Source organism: Bacillus sp. 01N45, assembly GCF_056399205.1.
In genome coordinates, this window is the sequence record NZ_JBFTQW010000021.1 from 24,828 (window position 1) to 48,563 (window position 23,736).

Annotated in this window: 23 protein-coding genes, 2 tRNA genes and 1 rRNA gene; all 26 read left to right on the forward strand. The window is 37.0% G+C overall.

Translation table 11 applies throughout. The annotated features are described in order from the left end of the window. Positions 1 to 182 precede the first annotated feature (182 nt). Positions 183 to 1,784: a putative polysaccharide biosynthesis protein gene (locus AC1DMU_RS28100; protein ID WP_088061463.1), complete on the forward strand. Its 1,602-nt coding sequence runs from the start codon at positions 183 to 185 to the stop codon at positions 1,782 to 1,784. A 12-nt stretch (positions 1,785 to 1,796) separates the two neighbouring features. Then, positions 1,797 to 3,257, forward strand: coding sequence for a bifunctional methyltransferase/pyrophosphohydrolase YabN (gene yabN, locus AC1DMU_RS28105; protein WP_000014264.1), 1,461 nt, complete (start codon positions 1,797 to 1,799; stop codon positions 3,255 to 3,257). A 14-nt stretch (positions 3,258 to 3,271) separates the two neighbouring features. Next, the gene (locus tag AC1DMU_RS28110) at positions 3,272 to 3,547 is read left to right on the forward strand and encodes an RNA-binding S4 domain-containing protein (RefSeq protein WP_476941666.1); all 276 of its coding nucleotides are present in this window, start codon (positions 3,272 to 3,274) and stop codon (positions 3,545 to 3,547) included. 58 nt (positions 3,548 to 3,605) lie between these two features. Beyond that, entirely contained in the window at positions 3,606 to 3,914 is a 309-nt protein-coding gene (gene yabP, locus AC1DMU_RS28115) for a sporulation protein YabP (protein ID WP_000368630.1), read from the forward strand. Then, the gene (gene yabQ / locus AC1DMU_RS28120; protein ID WP_000059764.1) at positions 3,911 to 4,564 is read left to right on the forward strand and encodes a spore cortex biosynthesis protein YabQ; all 654 of its coding nucleotides are present in this window, start codon (positions 3,911 to 3,913) and stop codon (positions 4,562 to 4,564) included. Before yabP ends, yabQ begins: the two co-directional genes overlap by 4 nt. Then, entirely contained in the window at positions 4,561 to 4,920 is a 360-nt protein-coding gene (divIC, locus tag AC1DMU_RS28125; protein WP_001208737.1) for a cell division protein DivIC, read from the forward strand. Before yabQ ends, divIC begins: the two co-directional genes overlap by 4 nt. An 87-nt stretch (positions 4,921 to 5,007) precedes the next feature. Continuing rightward, positions 5,008 to 5,496 (forward strand): S1 domain-containing RNA-binding protein, encoded by a 489-nt coding sequence (locus AC1DMU_RS28130; RefSeq protein WP_000021454.1) that lies wholly within the window; start codon positions 5,008 to 5,010, stop codon positions 5,494 to 5,496. Between the two features lie 160 nt (positions 5,497 to 5,656). Further along, positions 5,657 to 5,730, forward strand: a tRNA-Met gene (locus AC1DMU_RS28135). Between the two features lie 13 nt (positions 5,731 to 5,743). Continuing rightward, positions 5,744 to 5,815, forward strand: a tRNA-Glu gene (locus AC1DMU_RS28140). A 261-nt stretch (positions 5,816 to 6,076) separates the two neighbouring features. Then, the gene (gene spoIIE, locus AC1DMU_RS28145; RefSeq protein WP_001123543.1) at positions 6,077 to 8,548 is read left to right on the forward strand and encodes a stage II sporulation protein E; all 2,472 of its coding nucleotides are present in this window, start codon (positions 6,077 to 6,079) and stop codon (positions 8,546 to 8,548) included. A gap of 233 nt (positions 8,549 to 8,781) precedes the next feature. Continuing rightward, a complete protein-coding gene (tilS, locus tag AC1DMU_RS28150) occupies positions 8,782 to 10,212 on the forward strand; it encodes a tRNA lysidine(34) synthetase TilS (RefSeq protein WP_000655443.1) in 1,431 nt (476 codons plus the stop codon). Next, positions 10,209 to 10,751: a hypoxanthine phosphoribosyltransferase gene (gene hpt, locus AC1DMU_RS28155; RefSeq protein WP_000981845.1), complete on the forward strand. Its 543-nt coding sequence runs from the start codon at positions 10,209 to 10,211 to the stop codon at positions 10,749 to 10,751. The genes tilS and hpt overlap by 4 nt, the downstream gene beginning before the upstream one ends. 85 nt (positions 10,752 to 10,836) lie before the next feature. Then, positions 10,837 to 12,738 carry an ATP-dependent zinc metalloprotease FtsH gene (ftsH, locus tag AC1DMU_RS28160; RefSeq protein WP_001079657.1) on the forward strand — a complete coding sequence of 634 codons (1,902 nt, stop codon included), beginning with the start codon at positions 10,837 to 10,839 and terminating at the stop codon, positions 12,736 to 12,738. Between the two features lie 224 nt (positions 12,739 to 12,962). Beyond that, a complete protein-coding gene (locus AC1DMU_RS28165; protein ID WP_000578367.1) occupies positions 12,963 to 13,751 on the forward strand; it encodes a type III pantothenate kinase in 789 nt (262 codons plus the stop codon). Positions 13,752 to 13,757: 6 nt separating this feature from the next. Next, positions 13,758 to 14,633, forward strand: a complete 876-nt coding sequence (gene hslO, locus AC1DMU_RS28170) for a redox-regulated molecular chaperone HslO (RefSeq protein ID WP_075313525.1) — start codon at positions 13,758 to 13,760, stop codon at positions 14,631 to 14,633. Between the two features lie 113 nt (positions 14,634 to 14,746). Continuing rightward, positions 14,747 to 15,670 carry a cysteine synthase A gene (gene cysK, locus AC1DMU_RS28175; protein ID WP_087983740.1) on the forward strand — a complete coding sequence of 308 codons (924 nt, stop codon included), beginning with the start codon at positions 14,747 to 14,749 and terminating at the stop codon, positions 15,668 to 15,670. A gap of 219 nt (positions 15,671 to 15,889) precedes the next feature. Continuing rightward, positions 15,890 to 17,287, forward strand: coding sequence for an aminodeoxychorismate synthase component I (pabB, locus tag AC1DMU_RS28180; RefSeq protein ID WP_088061465.1), 1,398 nt, complete (start codon positions 15,890 to 15,892; stop codon positions 17,285 to 17,287). A gap of 5 nt (positions 17,288 to 17,292) precedes the next feature. Further along, the gene (pabA, locus tag AC1DMU_RS28185; protein WP_000602298.1) at positions 17,293 to 17,880 is read left to right on the forward strand and encodes an aminodeoxychorismate/anthranilate synthase component II; all 588 of its coding nucleotides are present in this window, start codon (positions 17,293 to 17,295) and stop codon (positions 17,878 to 17,880) included. Then, positions 17,874 to 18,746: an aminodeoxychorismate lyase gene (gene pabC / locus AC1DMU_RS28190; protein WP_048567316.1), complete on the forward strand. Its 873-nt coding sequence runs from the start codon at positions 17,874 to 17,876 to the stop codon at positions 18,744 to 18,746. The genes pabA and pabC overlap by 7 nt, the downstream gene beginning before the upstream one ends. Beyond that, positions 18,721 to 19,581: a dihydropteroate synthase gene (gene folP, locus AC1DMU_RS28195; protein ID WP_142291659.1), complete on the forward strand. Its 861-nt coding sequence runs from the start codon at positions 18,721 to 18,723 to the stop codon at positions 19,579 to 19,581. Before pabC ends, folP begins: the two co-directional genes overlap by 26 nt. Then, entirely contained in the window at positions 19,582 to 19,944 is a 363-nt protein-coding gene (gene folB, locus AC1DMU_RS28200; protein ID WP_000358076.1) for a dihydroneopterin aldolase, read from the forward strand. It begins immediately after the preceding gene. Then, a complete protein-coding gene (folK, locus tag AC1DMU_RS28205) occupies positions 19,941 to 20,456 on the forward strand; it encodes a 2-amino-4-hydroxy-6-hydroxymethyldihydropteridine diphosphokinase (RefSeq protein WP_088061469.1) in 516 nt (171 codons plus the stop codon). The genes folB and folK overlap by 4 nt, the downstream gene beginning before the upstream one ends. Next, positions 20,408 to 20,611 (forward strand): helix-turn-helix domain-containing protein, encoded by a 204-nt coding sequence (locus AC1DMU_RS28210; RefSeq protein WP_000387029.1) that lies wholly within the window; start codon positions 20,408 to 20,410, stop codon positions 20,609 to 20,611. Before folK ends, AC1DMU_RS28210 begins: the two co-directional genes overlap by 49 nt. Positions 20,612 to 20,634: 23 nt before the next feature. Next, complete coding sequence (gene dusB / locus AC1DMU_RS28215) at positions 20,635 to 21,633, forward strand: tRNA dihydrouridine synthase DusB (RefSeq protein WP_000912237.1); 999 nt, start codon at positions 20,635 to 20,637, stop codon at positions 21,631 to 21,633. A gap of 159 nt (positions 21,634 to 21,792) precedes the next feature. Further along, positions 21,793 to 23,292: a lysine--tRNA ligase gene (gene lysS / locus AC1DMU_RS28220; RefSeq protein WP_000369672.1), complete on the forward strand. Its 1,500-nt coding sequence runs from the start codon at positions 21,793 to 21,795 to the stop codon at positions 23,290 to 23,292. A gap of 373 nt (positions 23,293 to 23,665) precedes the next feature. Next, positions 23,666 to 23,736: ribosomal RNA gene (locus tag AC1DMU_RS28225) — 16S ribosomal RNA — on the forward strand; the annotation flags it as partial.

The window sequence follows — 23,736 nt, forward strand, 5'->3', positions numbered from 1 at the left end:
TTTTGAGAAATCAAATATTTGGAGATATATGTATATTGAATGAAGGTAGCGCTTTGCTACCTTTTTTCGTTGAACATTTCTAGCGTTGCACGAACGTATTATTACTCGTGTAGGCAAGGAAGCTTGTCCTTTTCTTTATGATATAATACGAGGGGTGAGAATAGAAAAAGGAGTTTTCTTGTATGGAATCGAAGAAGTATCAAGCCTTTTGGCGTGGGGCTATTATATTAACAATCGCAAGTTTTGTTACAAAGGTATTAAGCGCTTTTTACCGTATTCCATATCAAAATATAGCGGGTGATATTGGTTTTTATATTTACCAACAAATTTATCCGTTTTATGGATTTTGTTTAATTTTAGCTACTTATGGGTTCCCCATTATAATTTCAAAAATGGTTGCGGAACGATTAGAGCGAGGGAAACAACAAGAAGCAGAAGAAATTATCTGTGTATCTTTTTGGTTTTTATTAGGAATTGGTTTCGTAGGCTTTTTTACATTGTTTTTTGGTGCCGAAACAATTGCAGCAGCCATGGGTGATATACACTTAGATAAGTTATTACGTGTTATTTCATTTTCATTCATATTGATGCCGTTTTTATCTGTAGCAAGAGGATATTTTCAGGGGTTCAATAATATGATGCCAACAGCTGTTTCGCAAGTGATAGAACAAACAATTCGTGTTTCTATTATTGTATTTTTATCTCTATTCCTAATTGCTCGCGGATTTGATTTATATACAGTCGGTGCAGGTGCTATGTTAGGTTCAATCGCAGGCGGACTAATTGGGATTATCGTACTTGTACTTTATATGCGTCATGACTTTCGTTCTATATTTTTCAAGAGTGTAAAGAGAATTAAGGGAAAAAAGAGGATCATTAAAATTCTGTTTTGGCAGGGATTGGCGATTTGTGTTAGTAACTTAGTACTTATTTTTATACAAATGGCTGATTCCATTTCCTTCTATTCCTTACTTATTGGGGCAGGAGAGCAAGCTGAAAGTGCAAAGGTATTAAAAGGTGTTTACGACAGAAGTATCCCGCTTATGCAATTAGGTACTGTCGTGACAACTTCTTTCTCATTGTCACTTATTCCAATTATTACAGCGGCGAAGGAAAGAGGAGATCTTTCCTTTATTCGAGAAAAGGTAAAGTTAGCAATGAAAATAACATTTGTTATTGGATTTGCAGCTGCCATTGGATTAACTTGTATTATTCAGCCTACGAATATTATGTTGTTTGAAAATAGTGATGGGTCAGATGTTTTATCCATTTTATCTTTATCTATTTTATTTAGTTCATTGTCGATTACAACTGCTTCTATTTTGCAAGGGTTAGGACAAACATTAAAACCAGCAATATTCGTTATATTTGGGGGTTGTTTAAAGTTAGCTTTAAATTATACATTAATGCCGTATTTTGGTGTGAAGGGAGCTGCAATTGCAACACTAGTTGCGTTAATTGTAATTTCTGTGCTAAATAGTGCATTACTTATGCAAGCTGTATCCGAACCGCTTATCGATAAGCGTAATATGTTAGGTGTAGTTATTAGTGGTATCGGTATGGGGTTTGTATTAATAATATTTATACGTTTGATGCAAATGTCTGGATTAGTAATTGATACAAGGCATAGAGGAATTGCAACACTTGAGGCATTGTTAGGTGTAGCTATCGGTGGATTAACATATGTGTTTTTAATTTTAAAATTACGTGTATTTACAAAAGCGGAAATAGGAACCGTTATGAAAAAAGAGAAAAAAGAAGGTTCATTGAAGAAGAGTGGATAGAGGTGGCAGGTTGTGAGTGGAATCATTACTATTTTAGGATTAGGTGCTGGTGAGTTAGATCAGTTAACGATGGGTGTATATCGAAAAATAAAAGAAGCAGATCACATGTTTGTTAGAACGAAGGAACATCCCGTTATAGAAGAGTTGGAGAAAGAAGGTATACAATATACAGCCTTTGACAGTGTATATGAAGCGCATGATACATTTGAAATTGTATATGAAACAATCGCCAATACATTGTTAGAACAAGCTGAAGGCACAGAAATCATCTATGCCGTGCCAGGGCATCCGCTTGTAGCGGAAAGAACGGTTCAGCTACTGTTGGAAAAAGGTGAAGTAGCGAATGTTGAAGTGCGCATTGAAGGTGGACAAAGTTTCCTTGATCCTATGTTTGCGAGTCTAAAGATTGATCCGATTGAAGGATTCCAATTAATTGACGCCACATCATTTGAAAGAGGACAATTAGAATTACGTCAACATTTAATCTTTTGCCAAGTATATGACGCATTCGTTGCATCTGATGTGAAATTAACATTAATGGAGATGCTATCAGATGATTATGAAGTGTATATCGTAACAGCTGCAGGGACTTCATTTGAACAAGTTAAAAAGGTGCCGTTGTACATGTTAGATCATGAAACAGAGTTGAATAATTTAACGAGTGTATATGTACCACCAGTTAAAGAACGTGCGTCCTTGTATCAACAGTTTGATGTGCTTAGAGAAATTATTGCAGACCTTCGTGGACCGAATGGTTGTCCGTGGGATAAAAAGCAAACACATCAATCTTTAAAGAAGTATTTAATTGAGGAAGCTTATGAAGTGTTGGAAGCAATTGATGAAGAGGATGATGATCACTTAGTAGAAGAACTGGGTGATATATTATTACAAGTTATGTTGCATGCTCAAATCGGGGAGGATGAAGGTTGGTTCTCTATAGATGATATTATTCGAACTTTATCTGAGAAAATGGTTCGCCGCCACCCGCATGTATTTGGGAATACGGATGTAAATAATGCCGATGAAGTAATTGCCAATTGGGAAGAAATTAAAAAACAAGAAAAAGGATTCGTGAAAGAATCTGTTTTAAATGGGGTTCCAAAAAGTTTGCCACAGTTACTACGCGCCTATGAAATCCAGAAAAAAGCTGGCAAAGTTGGTTTCGATTGGGTTGATGTACAACCGATGATAGAGAAAGCCTTAGAAGAATGGCAAGAGTTCCAACAAGAAGTTACAAATATGGATGAGGCGAAAATGTTAGGTGAATTTGGCGATTTACTATTTGCGTTTGTGAATATAGCTCGTCATTATAAAATAGATCCCGAAGAGGCGTTACGTTCAACGAATGAGAAATTCGTCGGTCGTTTCTTATACATGGAAGCAAAGGTAGCTGAAATGAATAAAGAGATGCAAGATTTATCATTAGAGCAGTTAGACGTTTTATGGGAAGAGGCAAAACAAACAGAGCGTTAATAGGGGGATTTGATATGCGTCTAGATAAGTTTTTGAAAGTATCACGTTTAATTAAAAGAAGAACATTAGCGAAAGAAGTAGCTGATCAAGGAAGAATATCAATTAATGGTCAAGTGGCAAAAGCGAGTTCAGATGTAAAAGTAGCTGATGAATTAACAATTCGTTTTGGTCAAAAAATAGTAACTGTAAAAATAAACGAATTGAAAGAAACGAATAAAAAAGAAGATGCAGCAAATATGTATAGTTTAGTTCGCGAAGAAAAAGTAAAGGCTGAAGAAGGCTTGTTCTAAAATCAATTATCCCTTCATACATTACTATTAGCTAGTATAAATCTATGGGGGGATTTACGTGGATAATGGTTACTCACCTATGTCTTCTAATCAACAAAATGTTTCGGTAGAGCATGATATTATTATGCGTGGCAGGCGTGTAATTGATATTACCGGTGTAAAGCAGGTAGAGAGTTTTGATAGCGAGGAGTTTTTACTTGAGACCGTAATGGGTTTTTTAACAATTCGTGGTCAAAATTTGCAAATGAAAAATTTAGATGTAGAAAAAGGTGTTGTATCGATTAAAGGGAAAGTTCATGAGATGCTGTATATTGATGAGAATCAAGGGGAGAAAACTAAAGGATTCTTTAGTAAGTTGTTTAAATGAGCCTAACAATTCAGTTGTATACGATGCTCTCAATGATCGGAATGGGTGCTTGGATTGGAGCGTCTTTAGATACATACCAACGATTTTTAAAGCGGCAAGAACGTAAACGTTGGCTTGTATTTATTCATGATATACTATTTTGGATTGTCCAAGCATTATTCGTTTTTTATGTACTGCTTCTTGTAAATGAAGCTGAACTACGTATATATGTATTTTTGGCATTATTATGTGGTTTTGCGGCATATCAAAGCTTATTGAAAGCAATATACATGAGACTGTTAAATTTTCTCATCTATATTTTTATGCAAACAACACACTTTTTTGTTCAAATTATAAAGCTACTCATGATAAAACCTGTTATTATTATAGCGCAGCTATTTATTGCATTTATATTATTCTTATTTCGTATACTGCTTTCAATTGGACATGTGTTATGGAAAATGGTGATTTGGATATTACTTTTCATATGGAAAGTTTTTTTCTGGCCTGTTCGATTTATTGCTTCGCTCATATGGAAACTTCTCCCTAATCGTGTTAAACTTTTTATAATGAAACATGTAGGGTTCCTGCAATATATAGCAAAATTGAAGGGACACATCTTCCAATTATGGGGGCGTATAAAAAAGAAGTTAGGGGGACCTCGGAAATGAGGGAACTGAGACAAAGAACAATCGAAAAACAGAGTCCAAATCCTGTTAAAGAGCATATAATACAAACGGATGAGAACAGGAAGCGACTTTATCGCCGTTTAGCGGTTTTTCTTGTCTTTGCTTTTACAATTATTGCGAGTATTAGTGTAACGTTTTATCAACAAAACAGTTCCATTAGAGCAAAAGAAGCAAAAGTTAAGGACATGAAAAAAGAACTGGATTCATTAACGAATAAAGAAAAGAGTCTAAAAGACGAAGTTCAAAAGTTGAATGATGAAGAGTACGTATTAAAGATTGCTAGAAGGGATTATTTCTTCTCTGGAAAAGGGGAGATAATTTTTCCTGTTTCTAAGTAGAGTATGTCTTATTGACACTATATTTTAGGATTATATATAATAAAGTAAAATTTGACTTTTTAACCACTAAGGAGGAGCATTTTTTTTATGTCAATCGAGGTAGGCAGCAAGTTACAGGGTAAAGTAACAGGTATTACAAATTTTGGGGCTTTTGTGGAGCTGCCAGAAGGCTTAACGGGTCTTGTTCATATTAGTGAAGTTGCTGATAATTATGTGAAAGATATTAACGATCACTTAAAAGTGGGCGACCAAGTAGAAGTAAAAGTTATTAACGTTGAAAAAGATGGTAAGATCGGTCTATCTATTAAAAAAGCGAAAGAGCGTGAAAAAACAGAAGGAGATCGTCCACGTGGTGAATACCAACGCGGTGGCGGTGGCGATCAACAACGTTCTGGACGTCCACAACGTAATCGTTCTTTCAACAGAGATAACCGTGGCGGCGGTAACGAACGAGCTCCAAAAGAAACATTCGAGCAAAAGATGGCACGTTTCTTAAAGGACAGTGAAGATCGTTTAACTTCTTTAAAGCGTAACACAGAATCTAAACGTGGTGGCCGTGGCGCACGTCGCGGATAATAAGAACGTTTAATTCTTAGCATATAGAGAGGTACCCAGGGCGATTGCTCGGGGTGCTTTTTTATATGTGAAAATATATTTTTAAAAAAGTTTTCAAGATGTGTTGACTTTAAAATATATCTGAGGTAAGATACTAATTGTCCGTTAAATAAGACGACATGGCGGTGTAGCTCAGCTGGCTAGAGCGTACGGTTCATACCCGTGAGGTCGGGGGTTCGATCCCCTCCGCCGCTATATTTAATTTAACGGCCCGTTGGTCAAGTGGTTAAGACACCGCCCTTTCACGGCGGTAACACGGGTTCGAATCCCGTACGGGTCATCCTAAAAAGATCATGCAAATTTGCATGATCTTTTTTTTGTTAAATAAATTAAGACATACAACACTTCTACAAAATCACCCTATATTTTCTGAATGTTCAATTAAAATAGTGAGAATAAATTACATACCGTGTATATATGTAGAGTTATTTCGAATAAAAAGTCGAACGATTATAAAAGTGAAAACTGTTGTTTTGACAAAAATCCCAATAATCATCTTTTATAATGACAGTAATTAAACTATGCAGGTGGTGTTAAAAATATGCCTAAAGCAGGAAGGAATACTATGAATACAAGTGCATTGGCAATGAATGAGAGTCAGCTTGGAGCAGTAAAGTGGACGAGTAAGTTGCGAATGAAGTTTGAACAGGTTTTCTTTAGATGGGGATTTATTATTGTTGTTATTGGTTTTCTTTTGGGACGAGCATATATATTAACAAATATTTTACCGTTTGCACTGCCGTTTTTTGCTGCTGTTTATGTTATGAAGCGGGATAAAATGCCGCTCGCGTTCTTGGCTCTTATGGGGGGCGCACTTTCAGTTTCGATAGATAATTTATTCTTTACCTTTGCATCTATTTTTACTTTCTTCATTTATAATATCTTCTTTAGTCGGTTTACACGTAAAACTGTTGGACTTGTTCCATTCCAAGTATTTATCTCCGCATTAACCGCACATTTAGTTGTCGTATATTTCGCGCAACAAACTGTCACCATGTACGATTTACTCGTTAGTACGATTGAGGCAGGGCTTAGCTTCGTATTAACTATGATATTTTTACAAAGTGTTCCGCTTTTAGTAGAACGAAAAGGTAAACAACAAGCGCTAGAGACAGAAGAAATTGTTTGTTTAATTATATTACTAGCATCTGTTTTAACAGGGACAACAGATTGGTTTGTATATGACGCTTCTATTCAACATATTTTTACTAGGTATTTAGTGCTCGTGTTTGCATTTATTGCGGGGGCGGCTACAGGATCTACAGTGGGGGTCGTCACTGGATTAATATTAAGTTTAGCCAATGTCTCCAGTTTGTCTCAACTTAGTCTACTTGCTTTTTCTGGGTTGCTTGGTGGTTTGTTAAAAGAAGGGAAGCGTTTAGGTGTTAGTTTAGGTTTATTAATTGGGACGAGCTTGATTACGCTATATGTAGACAAGCAAACAAACATTGTGACAACTTTAATTGAATCTGGTGTGGCGATTATGTTCTTCTTATTAACACCGAAACTTGTTATGGATCGTATTGCTAAATTCATGCCAGGCACACAGGAACATTCGCAAGATCAACAACAGTATTTAAGAAGGATGCGTGATGTTACAGCGAATAAAATTAATCAATTTGCCAATGTATTTGCTGCTTTATCTAATAGCTTTTCTGTATATGGATATGTGGAGGAGGAAGATAAAGAGACAGAAGCGGATTTGTTCTTAAGTACAATTACTGCAAAAACATGCCAAACATGCTTTAAAAAGGACCAATGCTGGGTAGTTAATTTCGACAAAACGTACGATTATATGAAACAAATAATGAGTGAAACGGAAGAGGGGACGTTGCAGCATAATCGGAAGTTAGTTCGTGAATGGGACAAGCATTGTGTGAGAGGGAAGAAAGTGACGGATTTAGTAGCGGGTGAATTAGATCACTTCTATGAAGGACAAAAATTACGAAAACAAATGAAAGAAAACCGTAGAATAGTAGCGGAGCAACTATTAGGTGTATCAAAAGTTATGGAGGATTTTGCTAAGGAGATCCAAAGAGAACGAGAAAATCATCAAGTGCAGGAAGAACAGATTATGCAAGCGTTTCGTGATTTTGGCGTAGAAGTAGAGCATGTTGATATATATTGTTTAGATAGAGGAAGTATTGATATTGAAATGTTGATTCCAGTTGCATCTAATGAACATGGAGAATGTGAAAAGTTAGTTGCGCCGATGCTTTCTGACATTCTAAAGGAAAATATTGTTGTTAAACATGAAGAAAAATCTTCTTATCCGAACGGCCACAGCTTAATATCATTTGGTTCGGCAAAAACGTATTCTCTTGATACTGGGTTGGCCACAGCTGCAAAAGGCGGTGGGTTTGTTTCTGGTGACTCTTATGCGATGATGGATTTAAGTGTTGGTAAATATGCGCTTGCAATTAGTGATGGTATGGGAAATGGGCAAAGAGCTCATATGGAGAGTAAAGAAACGGTAAAATTATTACAAAAAATACTTCAATCAGGCATTGATGAGGAAATAGCGATTAAATCTATCAATTCTATTCTTTCTTTAAGAACAACAGAAGAGATGTTTACGACGTTAGATTTAGCTATGGTGGATTTGCGGGATGCGAGTGCGAAATTTTTAAAGATTGGATCGACGCCGAGTTTTGTTAAACGCGCGAATAATATTTTGAAAATTGAGGCAAGTAATTTGCCGATGGGCATTATTGAGGATGTTGAAGTTGATGTAGTAGGTGAACAATTAAAAACGGGCGATATCCTTATTATGATGAGCGATGGGATTTTCGAGGGAGCGCAACATGTAGAAAATCATGAACTATGGATGAAACGAAAAATTAAAGAATTACAAACCGAAGATCCGCAAGAAATTGCTGATATCATTATGGAAGAGGTGATTCGCTCTTGTGATGGTTATATAAATGATGATATGACTATCGTTGTGGCGAAAGTGAAGAAAAATATGCCGAAGTGGGCTACGATTCCAATTGTAGGAATGCAGGCACAATAAATTTTAAGTGTGATGTTTCTTTATCACTGTTTCTTTCTAAAAACCTAGGTGGATGCCTAGGTTTTTTTACTTTAAAAGATAATGTTATTACTTTTGTGAATATGTACGGATGATGTAAGATAAAAATGTAATTTTTGTATATCTTTTTTTTGCACAATGTTTGTAAAAGTTGTACCATTATAAACAAGGTAACTAACGTTGCTGTTCTTGTTTAATGAAAGGTGATTACGAAGTTGAAAGATACATTTGTTGAAAAGGTAGATGACTTTGTAAAGCAGCATGATGTATTAAAGGAACGTTCAACAATTGTTGTAGGGGTTTCTGGTGGTCCTGACTCTTTGGCTCTTCTATATTATTTGTTAGAAAAAAGAGCAGCAAAACAGTTCGAAATTGTAGTGGCACATGTGGACCATATGTTTAGAGGTGATGAATCTCATGAGGACCTACAGTTTGTGCAGGACCTTTGTAAAGGGCTGGGAGTTATTTGCGAAACGATAAGGATTAATGTGTCGCAATATCAACAGCAACACGGAATGAATGCACAGGTTGCTGCTAGAGAATGCAGATATGCATTTTTGGAAAGAATAATGAAGAAATATGATGCGAGATATGTAGCTCTTGGACATCATGGTGATGATCAAGTAGAGACGATTTTAATGCGCCTTGTACGAGGGAGTACTCCGAAAGGATATGCAGGAATTGCAGTGAAGCGTCCTTTTCATAATGGATATTTAATTAGGCCGTTACTTGGAGTAACGAAGGAAGAGATTGTTGATTACTGTAATAAGCTAAAAATAATTCCCCGTATAGATCCAAGTAATAAAAAGGAAGTATATACAAGGAATCGATTACGCAAATATGTTCTTCCTCATTTGAAAGAAGAAAATTCACAAGTGCATGAGAAATTCCAAAAATTTAGCATGCAGATGCAAGAGGATGAGGCGTATTTGCAGGAATTAGCTTTTGAGAAAATGAATAAAGTAATTACAAAAAAAAGTGATAAACAAATTAGCTTATCAATTCCTGCCTTTGAATCCATGTCTATGCCTTTACAAAGAAGAGGGATTCAACTAATATTAAACTATCTTTATGAATATAAGATTCCATCTTCTCTTTCCTCTATACATATTGACAAAGTGATCGAGTTTTTTAAGCGGACACAACCTTCGGGTTCACTTGATTTCCCAGGTGATTTAAAAATTGTTCGCGCATACGAGGAGTGCAGCTTTGGATTTAAACAAGAAATTGTTTCTCCTTTTTTACAAGATTTATCAGTGCCCGGGACAATTACGCTATCGAACGGGGATAAGCTTGTAACAGAGGTGAGCGAAGACATACCAAGTAACATGAATGAAACAGTATTTGTTGCTAAGTATAATGATATATCATATCCACTTCGTATTCGTTCTAGAGAAAATGGAGATCGCATGTCAATACAAGGTATGAATGGCACAAAAAAGATAAAAACTATTTTTATTGAAGCAAAAGTACCAAGAGAAAAAAGAGAAGAATGGCCGGTCGTTTGTGATGCAAGTGGGAATATTATTTGGGTACCCTTGTTGAAGCGATCTGCATTTGCTATCTCGAAAGAGGCGGCAAAGAAGGATAAATATATGATTATTCACTACAAAAGCAAGGAGTCTTCCGGGAGGATAATGAAATGATGAATCAAGATATCGAAAAAGTATTAATTTCTGAAGAACAAATACAAGAAAAGGTGCGCGAATTAGGTGCGGTTATTGCAGAGGATTATAAAAACACAATACCTCTTGCGATTGGTGTATTAAAGGGCGCAATGCCATTCATGGCAGATTTATTAAAGAGAACAGATACATATCTTGAAATGGATTTTATGGCTGTATCTAGTTACGGTCACTCTACTGTTTCAACAGGCGAAGTGAAAATTTTAAAAGACCTTGATACTTCTGTAGAGGGTCGCGATATTTTAATCGTTGAAGATATTATTGATAGCGGTCTTACGCTAAGTTACTTAGTAGACCTATTCAAATATCGTAAAGCGAAGTCTGTAAAAATTGTTACGTTATTAGATAAGCCGACAGGCCGTAAGGTAGATTTGAAAGCGGATTATGTTGGGTTTACTGTTCCACATGAATTTGTTGTAGGGTATGGATTAGATTATAAAGAGCAGTACCGTAATCTTCCTTATGTAGGAGTATTAAAACCAAGTGTTTACTCAAATTAATTAAATACAGGCGTCACAATTGTATAGGAAAGTTTTTCTATGTTACGATTTACTATAGTGTTTATGCCGTGAGAGGAGGTTAGGAATGAATCGTATCTTCCGTAATACCATCTTTTATTTACTGATATTCCTAGTAGTAATTGGAATCGTGAGCTATTTTAATGGTTCGACACAAAAAACGACATCAGTTAGCTACGATAAATTCATTACTAAACTAGAAAAAGGTGAAGTGCGTAATGTGCAACTTCAACCGAAAAATGGTGTATTTGAGGTAAAAGGACAATTTAACAACTCTAGCCAAGGAGAACAATTTGTTACTTATGCACCAAATACTGAGGAATTACAAAAGAAAATTAATGACAAAGCGCAAGGTGCTGAAGTTAAGTATCAACCAGCAGAAGAAACAAGTGCTTGGGTAACGTTCTTTACTTCTATCATTCCGTTCGTCATTATCTTCATTTTATTCTTCTTCTTATTAAACCAGGCTCAGGGCGGCGGTAGCCGTGTTATGAACTTCGGGAAAAGTAAGGCGAAGTTATATAATGACGAAAAGAAAAAAGTTCGTTTCAGAGATGTTGCTGGAGCGGATGAAGAGAAACAAGAGCTTGTTGAGGTAGTTGAATTCTTGAAAGATCCTCGTAAGTTCGCTGAAGTTGGTGCCCGTATTCCGAAGGGTGTTCTATTAGTAGGACCTCCAGGTACAGGTAAAACTTTACTAGCACGTGCCGTTGCAGGTGAGGCAGGCGTTCCATTCTTCTCTATCAGTGGTTCTGATTTCGTAGAGATGTTCGTCGGTGTCGGTGCATCACGTGTACGTGATTTATTCGAAAATGCAAAGAAAAATGCTCCTTGTATCATTTTCATTGATGAAATTGATGCGGTAGGACGTCAACGTGGCGCAGGTCTTGGTGGTGGCCATGATGAGCGTGAGCAAACGTTGAACCAATTACTTGTTGAAATGGATGGATTCGGTGCAAACGAAGGTATTATTATCATCGCTGCAACAAACCGTCCTGATATTCTTGATCCAGCGTTATTACGTCCAGGTCGTTTTGACCGTCAAATTACAGTAGATCGTCCAGATGTAAATGGCCGTGAAGCTGTGCTGAAAGTACATGCTCGTAATAAACCGCTTGATGATCATATCAACTTAAGAGCAATTGCAACTCGTACACCAGGGTTCTCTGGTGCGGATCTTGAAAACTTATTAAACGAAGCTGCTTTAGTGGCTGCGCGTCAAGATAAGAAGAAAATTGATATGAGTGACATTGATGAAGCAACGGATCGTGTTATTGCAGGTCCAGCTAAGAAAAGTCGTGTTATCTCTGAAAAAGAACGTAATATCGTTGCATTCCATGAAGCTGGCCATACTGTAATTGGTGTTGTCCTTGATGAAGCAGATATCGTTCATAAAGTAACAATTGTCCCTCGTGGTCAAGCTGGTGGATATGCAGTAATGCTTCCGAAAGAAGATCGTTACTTCATGACAAAACCAGAGTTACTTGATAAAATCACTGGTTTACTTGGTGGTCGAGTAGCTGAAGAGATTGTGTTTGGTGAAGCAAGTACAGGTGCTCACAACGACTTCCAACGTGCGACTGGTATTGCAAGACGTATGGTTACGGAATTCGGTATGAGTGATAAGCTTGGACCGATGCAATTCGGTAGCTCACAAGGTGGTCAAGTGTTCTTAGGAAGAGACTTCCATTCAGAACAAAACTACAGTGATGCAATTGCACATGAAATCGATGTGGAAATGCAAACTATTATAAAAGAATGTTATGCTCGCGCGAAACAAATTCTTACTGAAAAACGTGATAAGCTAGATATTATTGCGAAAACGTTACTTGAAGTAGAAACGTTAGATGCAGAGCAAATCAATCATTTATATGATTACGGCAGATTGCCAGAGCGTCCAACATCTTCAGATGATGTGAAAGTAAACATCAATATGAAGAAGGACGATGAAGAATCAGAAGATAAGTAAGAGATGAAGGAGTGACGATAGTCACTCCTTTTTTTATTTGTGGAACGAAATGAAGTAGAAAAAAATTTAAGTAAATCTGGTATTAAAAATTGAAATAGAGCTTAATCTTTTTGTAAAATGATGAGGATAGAAAAGCTGATTATATAAGTATGTGTGATATGATGTTTTTATAAGTTTTATACATACTGCACAAATATAGATTAAATAAGATAAGTGGTGAGAATATGATTTTTGTATTGGATGTAGGGAACACAAATGCTGTACTAGGCGTGTTTGAAGAGGGGGAACTTCGTCAACATTGGCGCATGGAAACAGATCGTCATAAGACAGAAGATGAATATGGAATGCTTGTAAAGCAGTTGCTTGAGCATGAAGGTCTTTCGTTTGAAGATGTGAAAGGTATTATCGTGTCTTCAGTCGTACCACCAATTATGTTTGCATTAGAGCGCATGTGTGAAAAGTATTTTAAAATTAAACCGCTTGTAGTAGGTCCTGGAATAAAAACGGGGCTAAATATTAAATATGAAAATCCACGTGAAGTAGGCGCGGACCGAATTGTAAATGCGGTAGCAGGAATCCACTTGTATGGAAGTCCGCTTATTATTGTCGATTTCGGTACGGCTACTACATATTGTTATATTAACGAAGAAAAGCATTATATGGGTGGAGTTATTACGCCGGGAATTATGATTTCAGCAGAGGCTTTATATAGTAGAGCGGCAAAACTTCCTCGTATTGAAATTACAAAACCAAGCAGTGTTGTTGGAAAGAATACGGTAAGTGCAATGCAATCTGGTATTCTTTATGGTTATGTTGGACAAGTGGAAGGTATTGTTAAGCGTATGAAAGAGGAAGCTAAACAAGAACCGAAAGTTATTGCAACAGGTGGATTGGCGAAATTAATTTCAGAAGAATCGAATGTAATTGACGTTGTAGATCCATTTTTAACATTAAAAGGTTTGTATATGTTATACGAGCGTAATGCAAATTTACAGCATGAGAAAGGTGAATAAATGAGTATGAAAGATTATTTAGTAAAAGCGTTAGCATTTGATGGAGAAGTGCGTGCATATAGTGTGCGTACTACAAACACAGTAAGTGAGGCGCAAAGACGTCATGATACATGGAGAACAGCTTCGGCGGCACTTGGTCGTTCTTTAACTGCAGGTACAATGATGGGCGCGATGTTAAAAGGTGACCAAAAGTTAACGATTAAGGTAGAAGGTAATGGTCCGATTGGTCCTATCTTAGTAGATGCTCATGCAAATGGGGATGTACGTGGTTATGTAACGAATCCACATGTTGATTTTGAAGGAACGGAACAAGGGAAATTACGTGTATATCAAGCGGTAGGTACTGAGGGATTTGTAACAGTAATTAAAGATATTGGTATGCGTGAGCCGTTTATTGGTCAATCTCCAATTGTTTCAGGAGAATTAGGGGAAGACTTCACGTATTATTTTGCAGTTTCTGAGCAAACACCTTCTTCTGTAGGAGTTGGCGTTCTTGTAAATGGAGATGACAGCGTATTAGCGGCAGGTGGATTTATCCTTCAAATTATGCCAGGTGCACAGGAAGAAACAATTTCATTCATTGAAGATCGTTTGCAGAAGATTCCTCCTGTATCAACGTTAATTGAACAAGGGCTTTCTCCAGAAGAGTTACTGTATGCAGTTCTTGGAGAAGATAAAGTGAAAGTGTTAGAAACGATGGATGTTCAATTTAATTGCACATGCTCACGCGAACGTATTGAGAGTGTGTTAATTAGTTTAGGTAAAACAGAGTTAGAGCAAATTCGCGAAGAAGAAGAAGAGACAGAAGTTCATTGTCATTTCTGTAATGAGCGATACAAGTTCTCTAAAGAAGATATTACAAATTTAATTGAGAGTTTGTAATAAGGGAAGTGAGGGAATCCACCCTCTAAATAGATTGACAAACAGGGAATTTTCTGACAAAATCTAAATATAGATAAAACCAATAAAAATACTCGGTGTTAGGAGTGACAGGAATGCGAGTGGCACAATCAGTTTCAGAATTAATCGGGAAAACGCCGATCGTTAAGTTGAACCGCATCGTAGAATCAAACAGCGCAGATATATACTTAAAATTAGAATTTATGAATCCAGGGAGCAGTGTTAAAGATCGTATTGCATTAGCTATGATTGAAGATGCTGAAAAAAAAGGATTATTAAAAGAAGGCGATACAATCATTGAGCCAACAAGTGGTAACACAGGAATTGGTTTAGCGATGGTAGCGGCCGCTAAAGGATATAAGGCAATTTTAGTAATGCCAGAAACAATGAGTATTGAGCGTCGTAATTTATTACGTGCTTACGGTGCGGAATTAGTATTGACTCCAGGGCCTGAAGGAATGGGTGGAGCGATTCGTCAAGCGACTGAATTAGCAAAAGAGCATGGCTACTTTATACCACAACAGTTCAAAAACCAATCGAATCCAGAAATTCATCGTTTAACAACAGGGCCGGAAATTGTTGAACAAATGGGTGACCAATTAGATGCGTTTATTGCAGGTATTGGTACAGGTGGAACGATTACTGGTGCTGGTGAAGTGTTGAAGGAAGCGTATAAAGATATTAAAATTTATGCAGTAGAACCTGCGGATTCACCAGTACTATCTGGTGGGAAACCGGGTCCACATAAAATCCAAGGAATCGGTGCGGGATTCATCCCAGAGACATTGGATGTAGAGGTATATGATGAAATTATTCAAGTAAAAGCAGAGCAAGCATTTGAATATGCAAGAAGAGTGGCTAAAGAGGAAGGTATTTTAGTGGGTATCTCTTCTGGAGCGGTTATTTATGCAGCAACAGAAATTGCGAAAAAGTTAGGTAAAGGGAAAAAGGTACTTGTTATTATCCCGAGTAACGGTGAACGTTATTTAAGTACACCGCTTTATCAATTTGAGTCTTAATTATATGTGATTGAAAAAGCATCCTTGAAAAGGATGCTTTTTCTTTTTGGATTGGAAATAGGAAAAGAGTGAATGACTAGAAAACTTCATGTAAAATAAGAGGTAGTATAATTAATTTATTTTCACTAGCCTTCGAGTATAACCACTTTATATATATAACGAATGTAGTTTGAGGTGGTTAATCTAAGAGGGTGGGATAAAAGAAGACGGGGTGTTGATATGCAACGAAGAAAATCTTTAGCGCTTTCTATTCCATATCAGTTAGATTTCTTTAAGCAGTATAAATTTCTTTCTAAGGATAAACCGCAACATATTTTGTTAGAGAGTGGACGTGGCGGTCGTTATAACATTGTGGGGTTGAACCCAGTAGCGGTAATCCGAGGGAAGGGTGAAACGTTACATATAAGCGAAAGTGGTAAGGAAACAATAAAACAAGGAAACCCATTAGATTTAATGCAGGAATATATGGAGCGATGGAAAACGGACTATAATCCGGAATACCCTCCATTTCAAGGTGGTGCAATTGGTTACTTTAGTTATGATTGCATCCGTTATATTGAAAAACTCCCTTCCCATGCGGAGGATGACATTAATATACCTGATATATTCTTTTTATTATTTGATGATGTGTTTGTTTATGATCAAAAAGAAAAAGTATTATGGATTATTACACATTATGTAGATAAGCATGAAGAGGCAAAAGAGCGATTAAATGAATGGAAGATTCTTTGGGCGACAGAAGCGCCAGAAGTGAATATACCTTTTGCATGCCCTGAAGAGAAAAGAGAAACAGTTGCTTTTACAGAAGAAAGTTTTATGAAGGCAGTTGAATGTATTCAAGAATATATTGGGGCTGGTGATGTGTTCCAAGTAAACTTGTCGACAAGGCAAGAAAGAACGTTACAAACACACCCACTAGAAATCTATACAAGTCTTCGTGAGATTAATCCATCTCCATATATGGGTTACTTGGAGCTCGGGGATTTTCAAATTGTTAGTGGATCGCCAGAGTTGCTAATTAAGAAAGAGGGAACCGAAGTAAGTACAAGACCGATTGCTGGAACGAGATCTAGAGGGGCGAATGAGCAAGAGGATGAAGAATTAGCAAAAGAGTTAATTGAGAACGAAAAAGAAAGAGCAGAGCACGTCATGCTTGTGGATTTAGAGCGAAATGATTTAGGGCGTGTTTGTAAATATGGCACTGTAGAAGTAGATGAATTTATGGTAATTGAGAAATACTCACATGTTATGCATATTGTTTCTAATGTGCGTGGTGAGGTGGAAGAAGATAAAGATGCTTTTGATTTAGTGAAGGCTGTATTCCCTGGGGGAACAATTACTGGTGCCCCGAAAATACGTACGATGGAAATTATTGAAGAATTAGAACCTGTTCGCCGAGGGATTTACACAGGTTCAATCGGGTGGATCGGTTATTCTGGAGATACAGAATTGAATATTGTAATTAGAACACTGCTTGCTAAAGATGGAAAAGCGCATGTACAAGCAGGAGCGGGAATTGTAATTGATTCGAATCCGGAAAATGAATATAAAGAGTCGTTAAAAAAGGCGATTGCTTTATGGCGTGCAAAAGAACGTAGCGAAGAAACGGTTAGGTGAGAGAAATGATATTAATGATTGATAATTATGATTCTTTTACATTTAATTTAGTGCAGTTTCTTGGAGAACTTGGACAAGAGCTTGTTGTTAAACGTAACGATGAAGTGACTATTTCAGATATTGAGAATATGAAACCAGACTTTTTAATGATTTCGCCAGGTCCGTGTAGTCCTAATGAAGCAGGTATTAGTATGGAGGTTATTCAATACTTTGCTGGAAAGATTCCGATTTTTGGGGTTTGTCTTGGACATCAATCCATTGCACAAGTGTTTGGCGGAGAGGTTATACGTGCGGAGCGCTTAATGCATGGGAAAACGTCGCTTATGCATCATGACGGAAAGACGATTTTTTCGGATATCCCTAATCCGTTTACTGCGACACGTTATCATTCCCTTATCGTTAAGAAAGAGACGTTACCTGATTGCTTAGAGGTAACATCTTGGACAGAAGAAGGGGAAATTATGGCGCTCCGTCATACAACATTACCGATTGAAGGTGTACAGTTCCATCCAGAATCAATTATGACTTCCCATGGGAAAGAGTTGTTGCAGAATTTCATTCGTAAATACAGCCCAAGTGTGACATCGTGTTAATTTACGTAAATGGTGAGTATGTAGAAGCAAGTGAAGCGAGAATTTCTCCTTATGATCATGGTTATTTATATGGTCTTGGAGTTTTTGAGACATTTCGTATTTATAATGGTCATCCTTTCTTATTGGATGATCATTATGACCGTTTAATAGATGCGCTGGATACATTGCAAATTAAATGGACAATGACGAAAGATGAAGTACTGCTTATTTTGAAGAATTTACTCGTTAAGAATGAATTAGAGCATGCATATGTACGTTTTAATGTATCAGCGGGTATAGATGAAATTGGATTGCAAACGGAAATGTATGAAGAGCCGTCTGTTATTGTTTTTATAAAACCTTTAGCAGCCCCCGAAGGTGTAGTGGAAAAAGAAGGGGTTGTTTTAAAACAAGTGCGAAATACACCAGAGGGTGCGTCTCGCTTAAAGTCTCATCATTATTTAAATAACATTTTAGGAAAACGTGAAATTGGAAATGTTGTGAACAAGGAAGGTATTTTCCTTACTGAAACAGGTTATGTTGCAGAGGGTATTGTTTCGAATCTCTTTTTCGTGAAAGGTGATATTTTGTATACACCTTCGCTAAAAACAGGGATTTTAAATGGTATCACTCGTGCGTTTATTATAAAGGTTGCTGAAGAGCTGGGCATCGAAGTAAAGGAAGGTTTCTTTACAAAAGATGAATTACTTTCAGCTGATGAAGTCTTCGTAACAAACTCGATTCAAGAAATTGTCCCGCTTTATCATATAGAGGGACGAGATTTCCCGGGTAAAGTAGGTATGGTTACAAAAAGATTTATGAGTCTTTATGAAATGCAGAGAGAGAAATTGTGGAGCAGAAATGAATTGCGAAGAGGAGATGTGTAGTTTGAAGTGGGATTATGATTTGCGCTGCGGCGAATATACATTGAACTTAAATGAAAAAACTTTAATTATGGGGATTTTAAATGTAACACCAGATTCGTTTTCTGATGGTGGGAGTTACAACGAGGTAGAGGCTGCGGTGCGCCATGCGAAAGAAATGCGAGATGAAGGTGCTCATATTATTGATATCGGCGGTGAATCTACTCGCCCGGGTTTTGCTAAAGTATCGGTGGAAGAAGAAATAAAGCGAGTTGTTCCGATGATTCAGGCGGTTGCAAAAGAAGTGGAATTGCCTATTTCTATCGACACGTATAAAGCTGAAGTTGCAAAACAAGCAATCGAAGCTGGCGCTCATATTATTAATGACGTTTGGGGAGCGAAGGCGGAACCGAAAATCGCTGAAGTTGCAGCTCATTATGATGTACCTATTATCTTGATGCATAATCGCGATAACATGAATTACCGCAATTTAATGGCTGATATGATTGCTGATTTATATGAAAGCATCAAAATTGCTAAAGATGCTGGCGTGCCAGATGAGAATATCATTTTAGACCCAGGCATCGGTTTTGCTAAAACACCTGAACAAAATTTAGAAGCGATGCGTAATTTAGAACAGTTAAACGTACTGGGTTATCCAGTTCTCTTAGGTACTTCAAGAAAGTCCTTTATTGGACATGTGTTAGATTTACCGGTAGAGGAACGTCTTGAGGGAACAGGAGCTACCGTTTGTCTCGGCATTGAAAAGGGTTGTGAGTTTGTTCGTGTTCATGATGTGAAGGAAATGGCACGTATGGCTAAGATGATGGATGCGATGATTGGTAAGGGGGTAAAGTAATTGGATAAAATTTATGTTCATGATATGGAGTTTTACGGTTATCATGGTGTATTCCCAGAGGAAAATAAATTGGGTCAGAGATTTAAAGTGGACTTAACGGTGGAGTTGGATTTGAAACAGGCAGGAGAAAGTGATGACTTAGAGCATTCTGTCAATTATGGAGAGCTTTTCGAGTTATGTAGAAAAGTTGTTGAAGATAGAACGTATAAGCTTGTAGAGAGTATCGCTGAAAATATTGCTGCAGATATATTAAAACAATATGAGAGTATTTTCCGTTGTACAATTAAAGTAATTAAACCAGATCCGCCGATACCTGGGCATTATCGTGCTGTAGCAGTGGAAATTACGAGAGAACGTCCATGAATAATATAGCTTACATTGCATTAGGTTCAAATATCGGAGAACGTTATACGTATTTAACTGAAGCGATTCAGTTTTTAAACAAAAACCCGTATATCCAAGTTAACGATATTTCATCTGTATATGAAACAGAGCCAGTTGGCTATACTGACCAAAGTTGCTTTTTAAATTTAGTTATAAAAATTTCTACCAATTTATCACCGCAAGAATTATTGAAAATCACACAAAGAGTAGAGAATAATTTAGGAAGAAAAAGGGAAATTAGATGGGGTCCGAGGACCATCGACCTTGACATTTTACTATATAATCAAGAAAATATTGAAGCAGAGAATCTTATTGTTCCGCATCCGCGGATGTTCGAAAGAGCTTTTGTTATCGTTCCGTTGTTAGAGATTAATCAAGATATAAAACAAAACATTTCACGTTCACAAGTAGAAGAAATGAAAAGGCGAGAGGGAGTAACGGTATGGAAGCAGAAAAATGGGGAAGACGCATTCGTGCTTTTCGAAAGCTAAAAGGTTATACACAAGAAGGTTTTGCGAAAGAGTTAGGGGTATCTGTATCTGTTTTAGGTGAAGTTGAGAGAGGGAATCGATCGCCTTCCCAAGATTTTGTAGTGGAAGTTGCTAAGGCATTAAAGGTTTCAGTGGAGGAATTAATGCCGAAGTGACTATGAAGGAAGGAGTAAGTCGAGTGTTAAAGATTGCAAATATTGAGATGAAAAACCCGGTTGTATTAGCACCGATGGCGGGAGTGTGTAACTCTGCATTCCGTTTGACAGTAAAAGAATTTGGTGCAGGTTTAGTTTGTGCTGAAATGGTAAGTGATAAAGCGATATTACTTAATAACAAAAGAACATTAGATATGTTATATATTGATGAAAGAGAAAAGCCATTAAGTTTACAAATTTTTGGTGGAGAGAAAGAAACTCTTGTAGATGCTGCGAAATACGTAGATAAATATACGACAGCAGACATTATTGATATTAATATGGGTTGCCCAGTACCGAAAATCATTAAGTGTGACGCGGGAGCAAAGTGGCTTTTAGACCCAAATAAAATATATGAAATGGTAGCGGCGGTTGTAGATGCTGTTGAAAAGCCGGTTACAGTTAAGATGCGTATTGGTTGGGATGCAGATCATATTTTTGCAATTGAGAATGCAAAAGCTGTTGAGCGTGCTGGCGGACAAGCAGTAGCGGTTCATGGACGTACACGAGTACAAATGTATGAAGGGAAAGCGGATTGGGATATTATTAAACAAGTAAAGCAAGCTGTAAATATCCCGGTTATCGGAAATGGTGATGTCGAAACGCCACAAGATGCAAAGCGTATGCTTGATGAAATTGGTGTAGACGGTGTTATGATTGGTCGCGCTGCCCTTGGGGACCCGTGGATGATTTATCGTACGGTAAAGTATTTGGAAACAGGTGAATTAATGCCGGAACCGACAGTGCGTGAGAAAATTGACGTATGTATGTTGCATCTAGATCGTCTTATCGATTTAAAGAACGAAAATGTCGCTGTAAGAGAGATGAGAAAGCATGCAGCTTGGTATTTAAAGGGTGTTCGTGGTAATGCAACTGTACGTAATGGTATCAATGCTTGTAATACGCGTGAGGACCTTGCGAATGTATTAGGTGCATTTGTAGAAGAAGTAGAAGCGAAACAACAAACAATTCACGTTGGTTAATAATAGATAGGGAAGATTGACATTCTTCTATACACTTCCTATAATTACGTGAAAGAAAGAAGAACTGCCAGCTAGTTGCTGGCAGTTTTTCTAGTTGAGTAGAAAATGCTATACTGTATATATTGTAAAAATTAATAGAGCTGGAGTGATATCAATACCATGGATAACATGAACCACGAAGAATTAAACGACCAATTGCTTGTTCGTCGTGAAAAGTTACATAACTTACGTGAGCAAGGAATCGATCCGTTTGGTAAACGATTTGAACGTACAAATGCAACAAATGACTTATTAAGCTTATATGGAGAGTTCTCTAAAGAAGAATTAGAAGAGAAAGAAATCTCTGTTTCTATCGCTGGTCGTATTATGACAAAACGCGGTAAAGGAAAAGCTGGATTTGCACATATTCAAGATTTACATGGACAAGTTCAAATTTATGTTCGTAAAGATGCTGTTGGAGATGAAGAGTACGAATTATTTAAAACAGCAGATTTAGGTGATTTAGTAGGTATTGAAGGTAAAGTGTTCAAAACGAACGTTGGAGAACTTTCGGTGAAGGCAACGGGCTTTACACTATTAACGAAATCTCTTCGTCCATTACCGGATAAATATCATGGATTAAAAGATGTTGAACAACGCTACCGTCAACGTTACTTAGACTTAATCACAAGTATGGAAAGCCGTGAAACATTCGTTACTCGCAGTAAAATCATTCGTGAAATGAGAAGATACTTAGATGACAATGGTTATCTTGAAGTGGAAACACCTATGATGCATGCAATTGCAGGTGGAGCTTCTGCGCGTCCTTTCATTACGCACCATAATGCGTTAGATATGGAATTATACATGCGTATCGCAATTGAACTTCATTTAAAACGCCTTATTGTGGGTGGATTAGAAAAAGTTTATGAAATCGGTCGTGTATTCCGTAATGAGGGTGTATCAACTCGTCATAATCCAGAGTTTACAATGATTGAATTATATGAAGCGTATGCTGATTATAAAGATATTATGAAACTAACAGAAAATATGGTTGCGCATATTGCGAAGCAAGTACTAGGTACAACAACAATCCAATATGGTGATTATGAAATTAATCTAGAACCAGAATGGACACGTCTTCATATGGTAGATGCAATCAAGGAACATTCTGGAGCAGATTTCTGGAATCCAATGAGTGTAGAAGAAGCGCGTGAACTTGCAAAAGAACATAATGTAGGTATTAAGGATACGATGGAAGTTGGTCATATTATAAACGAATTCTTCGAACAAAAAGTAGAAGATAAATTAATTCAACCAACATTTATTTACGGTCATCCAGTAGAAATTTCGCCACTTGCGAAAAAGAATGACGAAGATCCACGATTCACAGATCGTTTCGAATTATTTATCGTTGCACGTGAACATGCAAATGCATTCACTGAGCTAAATGATCCGATTGATCAAAAAGAACGCTTTGAAGCGCAATTAAAAGAGCGCGAACAAGGTAATGATGAAGCTCACATGATGGATGATGATTATATTGAAGCTCTTGAGTACGGTATGCCTCCTACAGGTGGGCTAGGGATTGGTATTGATCGTCTTGTTATGTTGTTAACGAATGCACCATCTATTCGTGATGTATTATTATTCCCTGCTATGCGTCATAAACAAGACTAAGCTTTGGAGATTTCTCCAAAGCTTTTTTTATTTGAGTATGAGCTACGTAGGGATAGTAGCTCTTGATGGTGCGAGAAATTATATTTATATAGAAGAAATGTGCTGTTTTTATACTTTTTTACTAAGTTAAAAATTTTATTAGAAAAACTATTGCATTTTAATAATCAAACTGGTATATTTATATTCGTTGCCACGAAAGGTAACAAGCAAAACAAACGAAAAACAACTTATTGAAAAAAGTTGTTGACGAAAATATAACGAAATGTTATATTAATAAAGTCGCTTCTGAGCGGCAGATTAGTTCTTTGAAAACTGAACGAAACAAACAACGTGAAACGTCAATTTTTATTTTTAGATGCTAGACAAACTAACTTTATTGGAGAGTTTGATCCTGGCTCAGGATGAACGCTGGCGGCGTGCCTAATACATGCAAGTCGAGCGAAT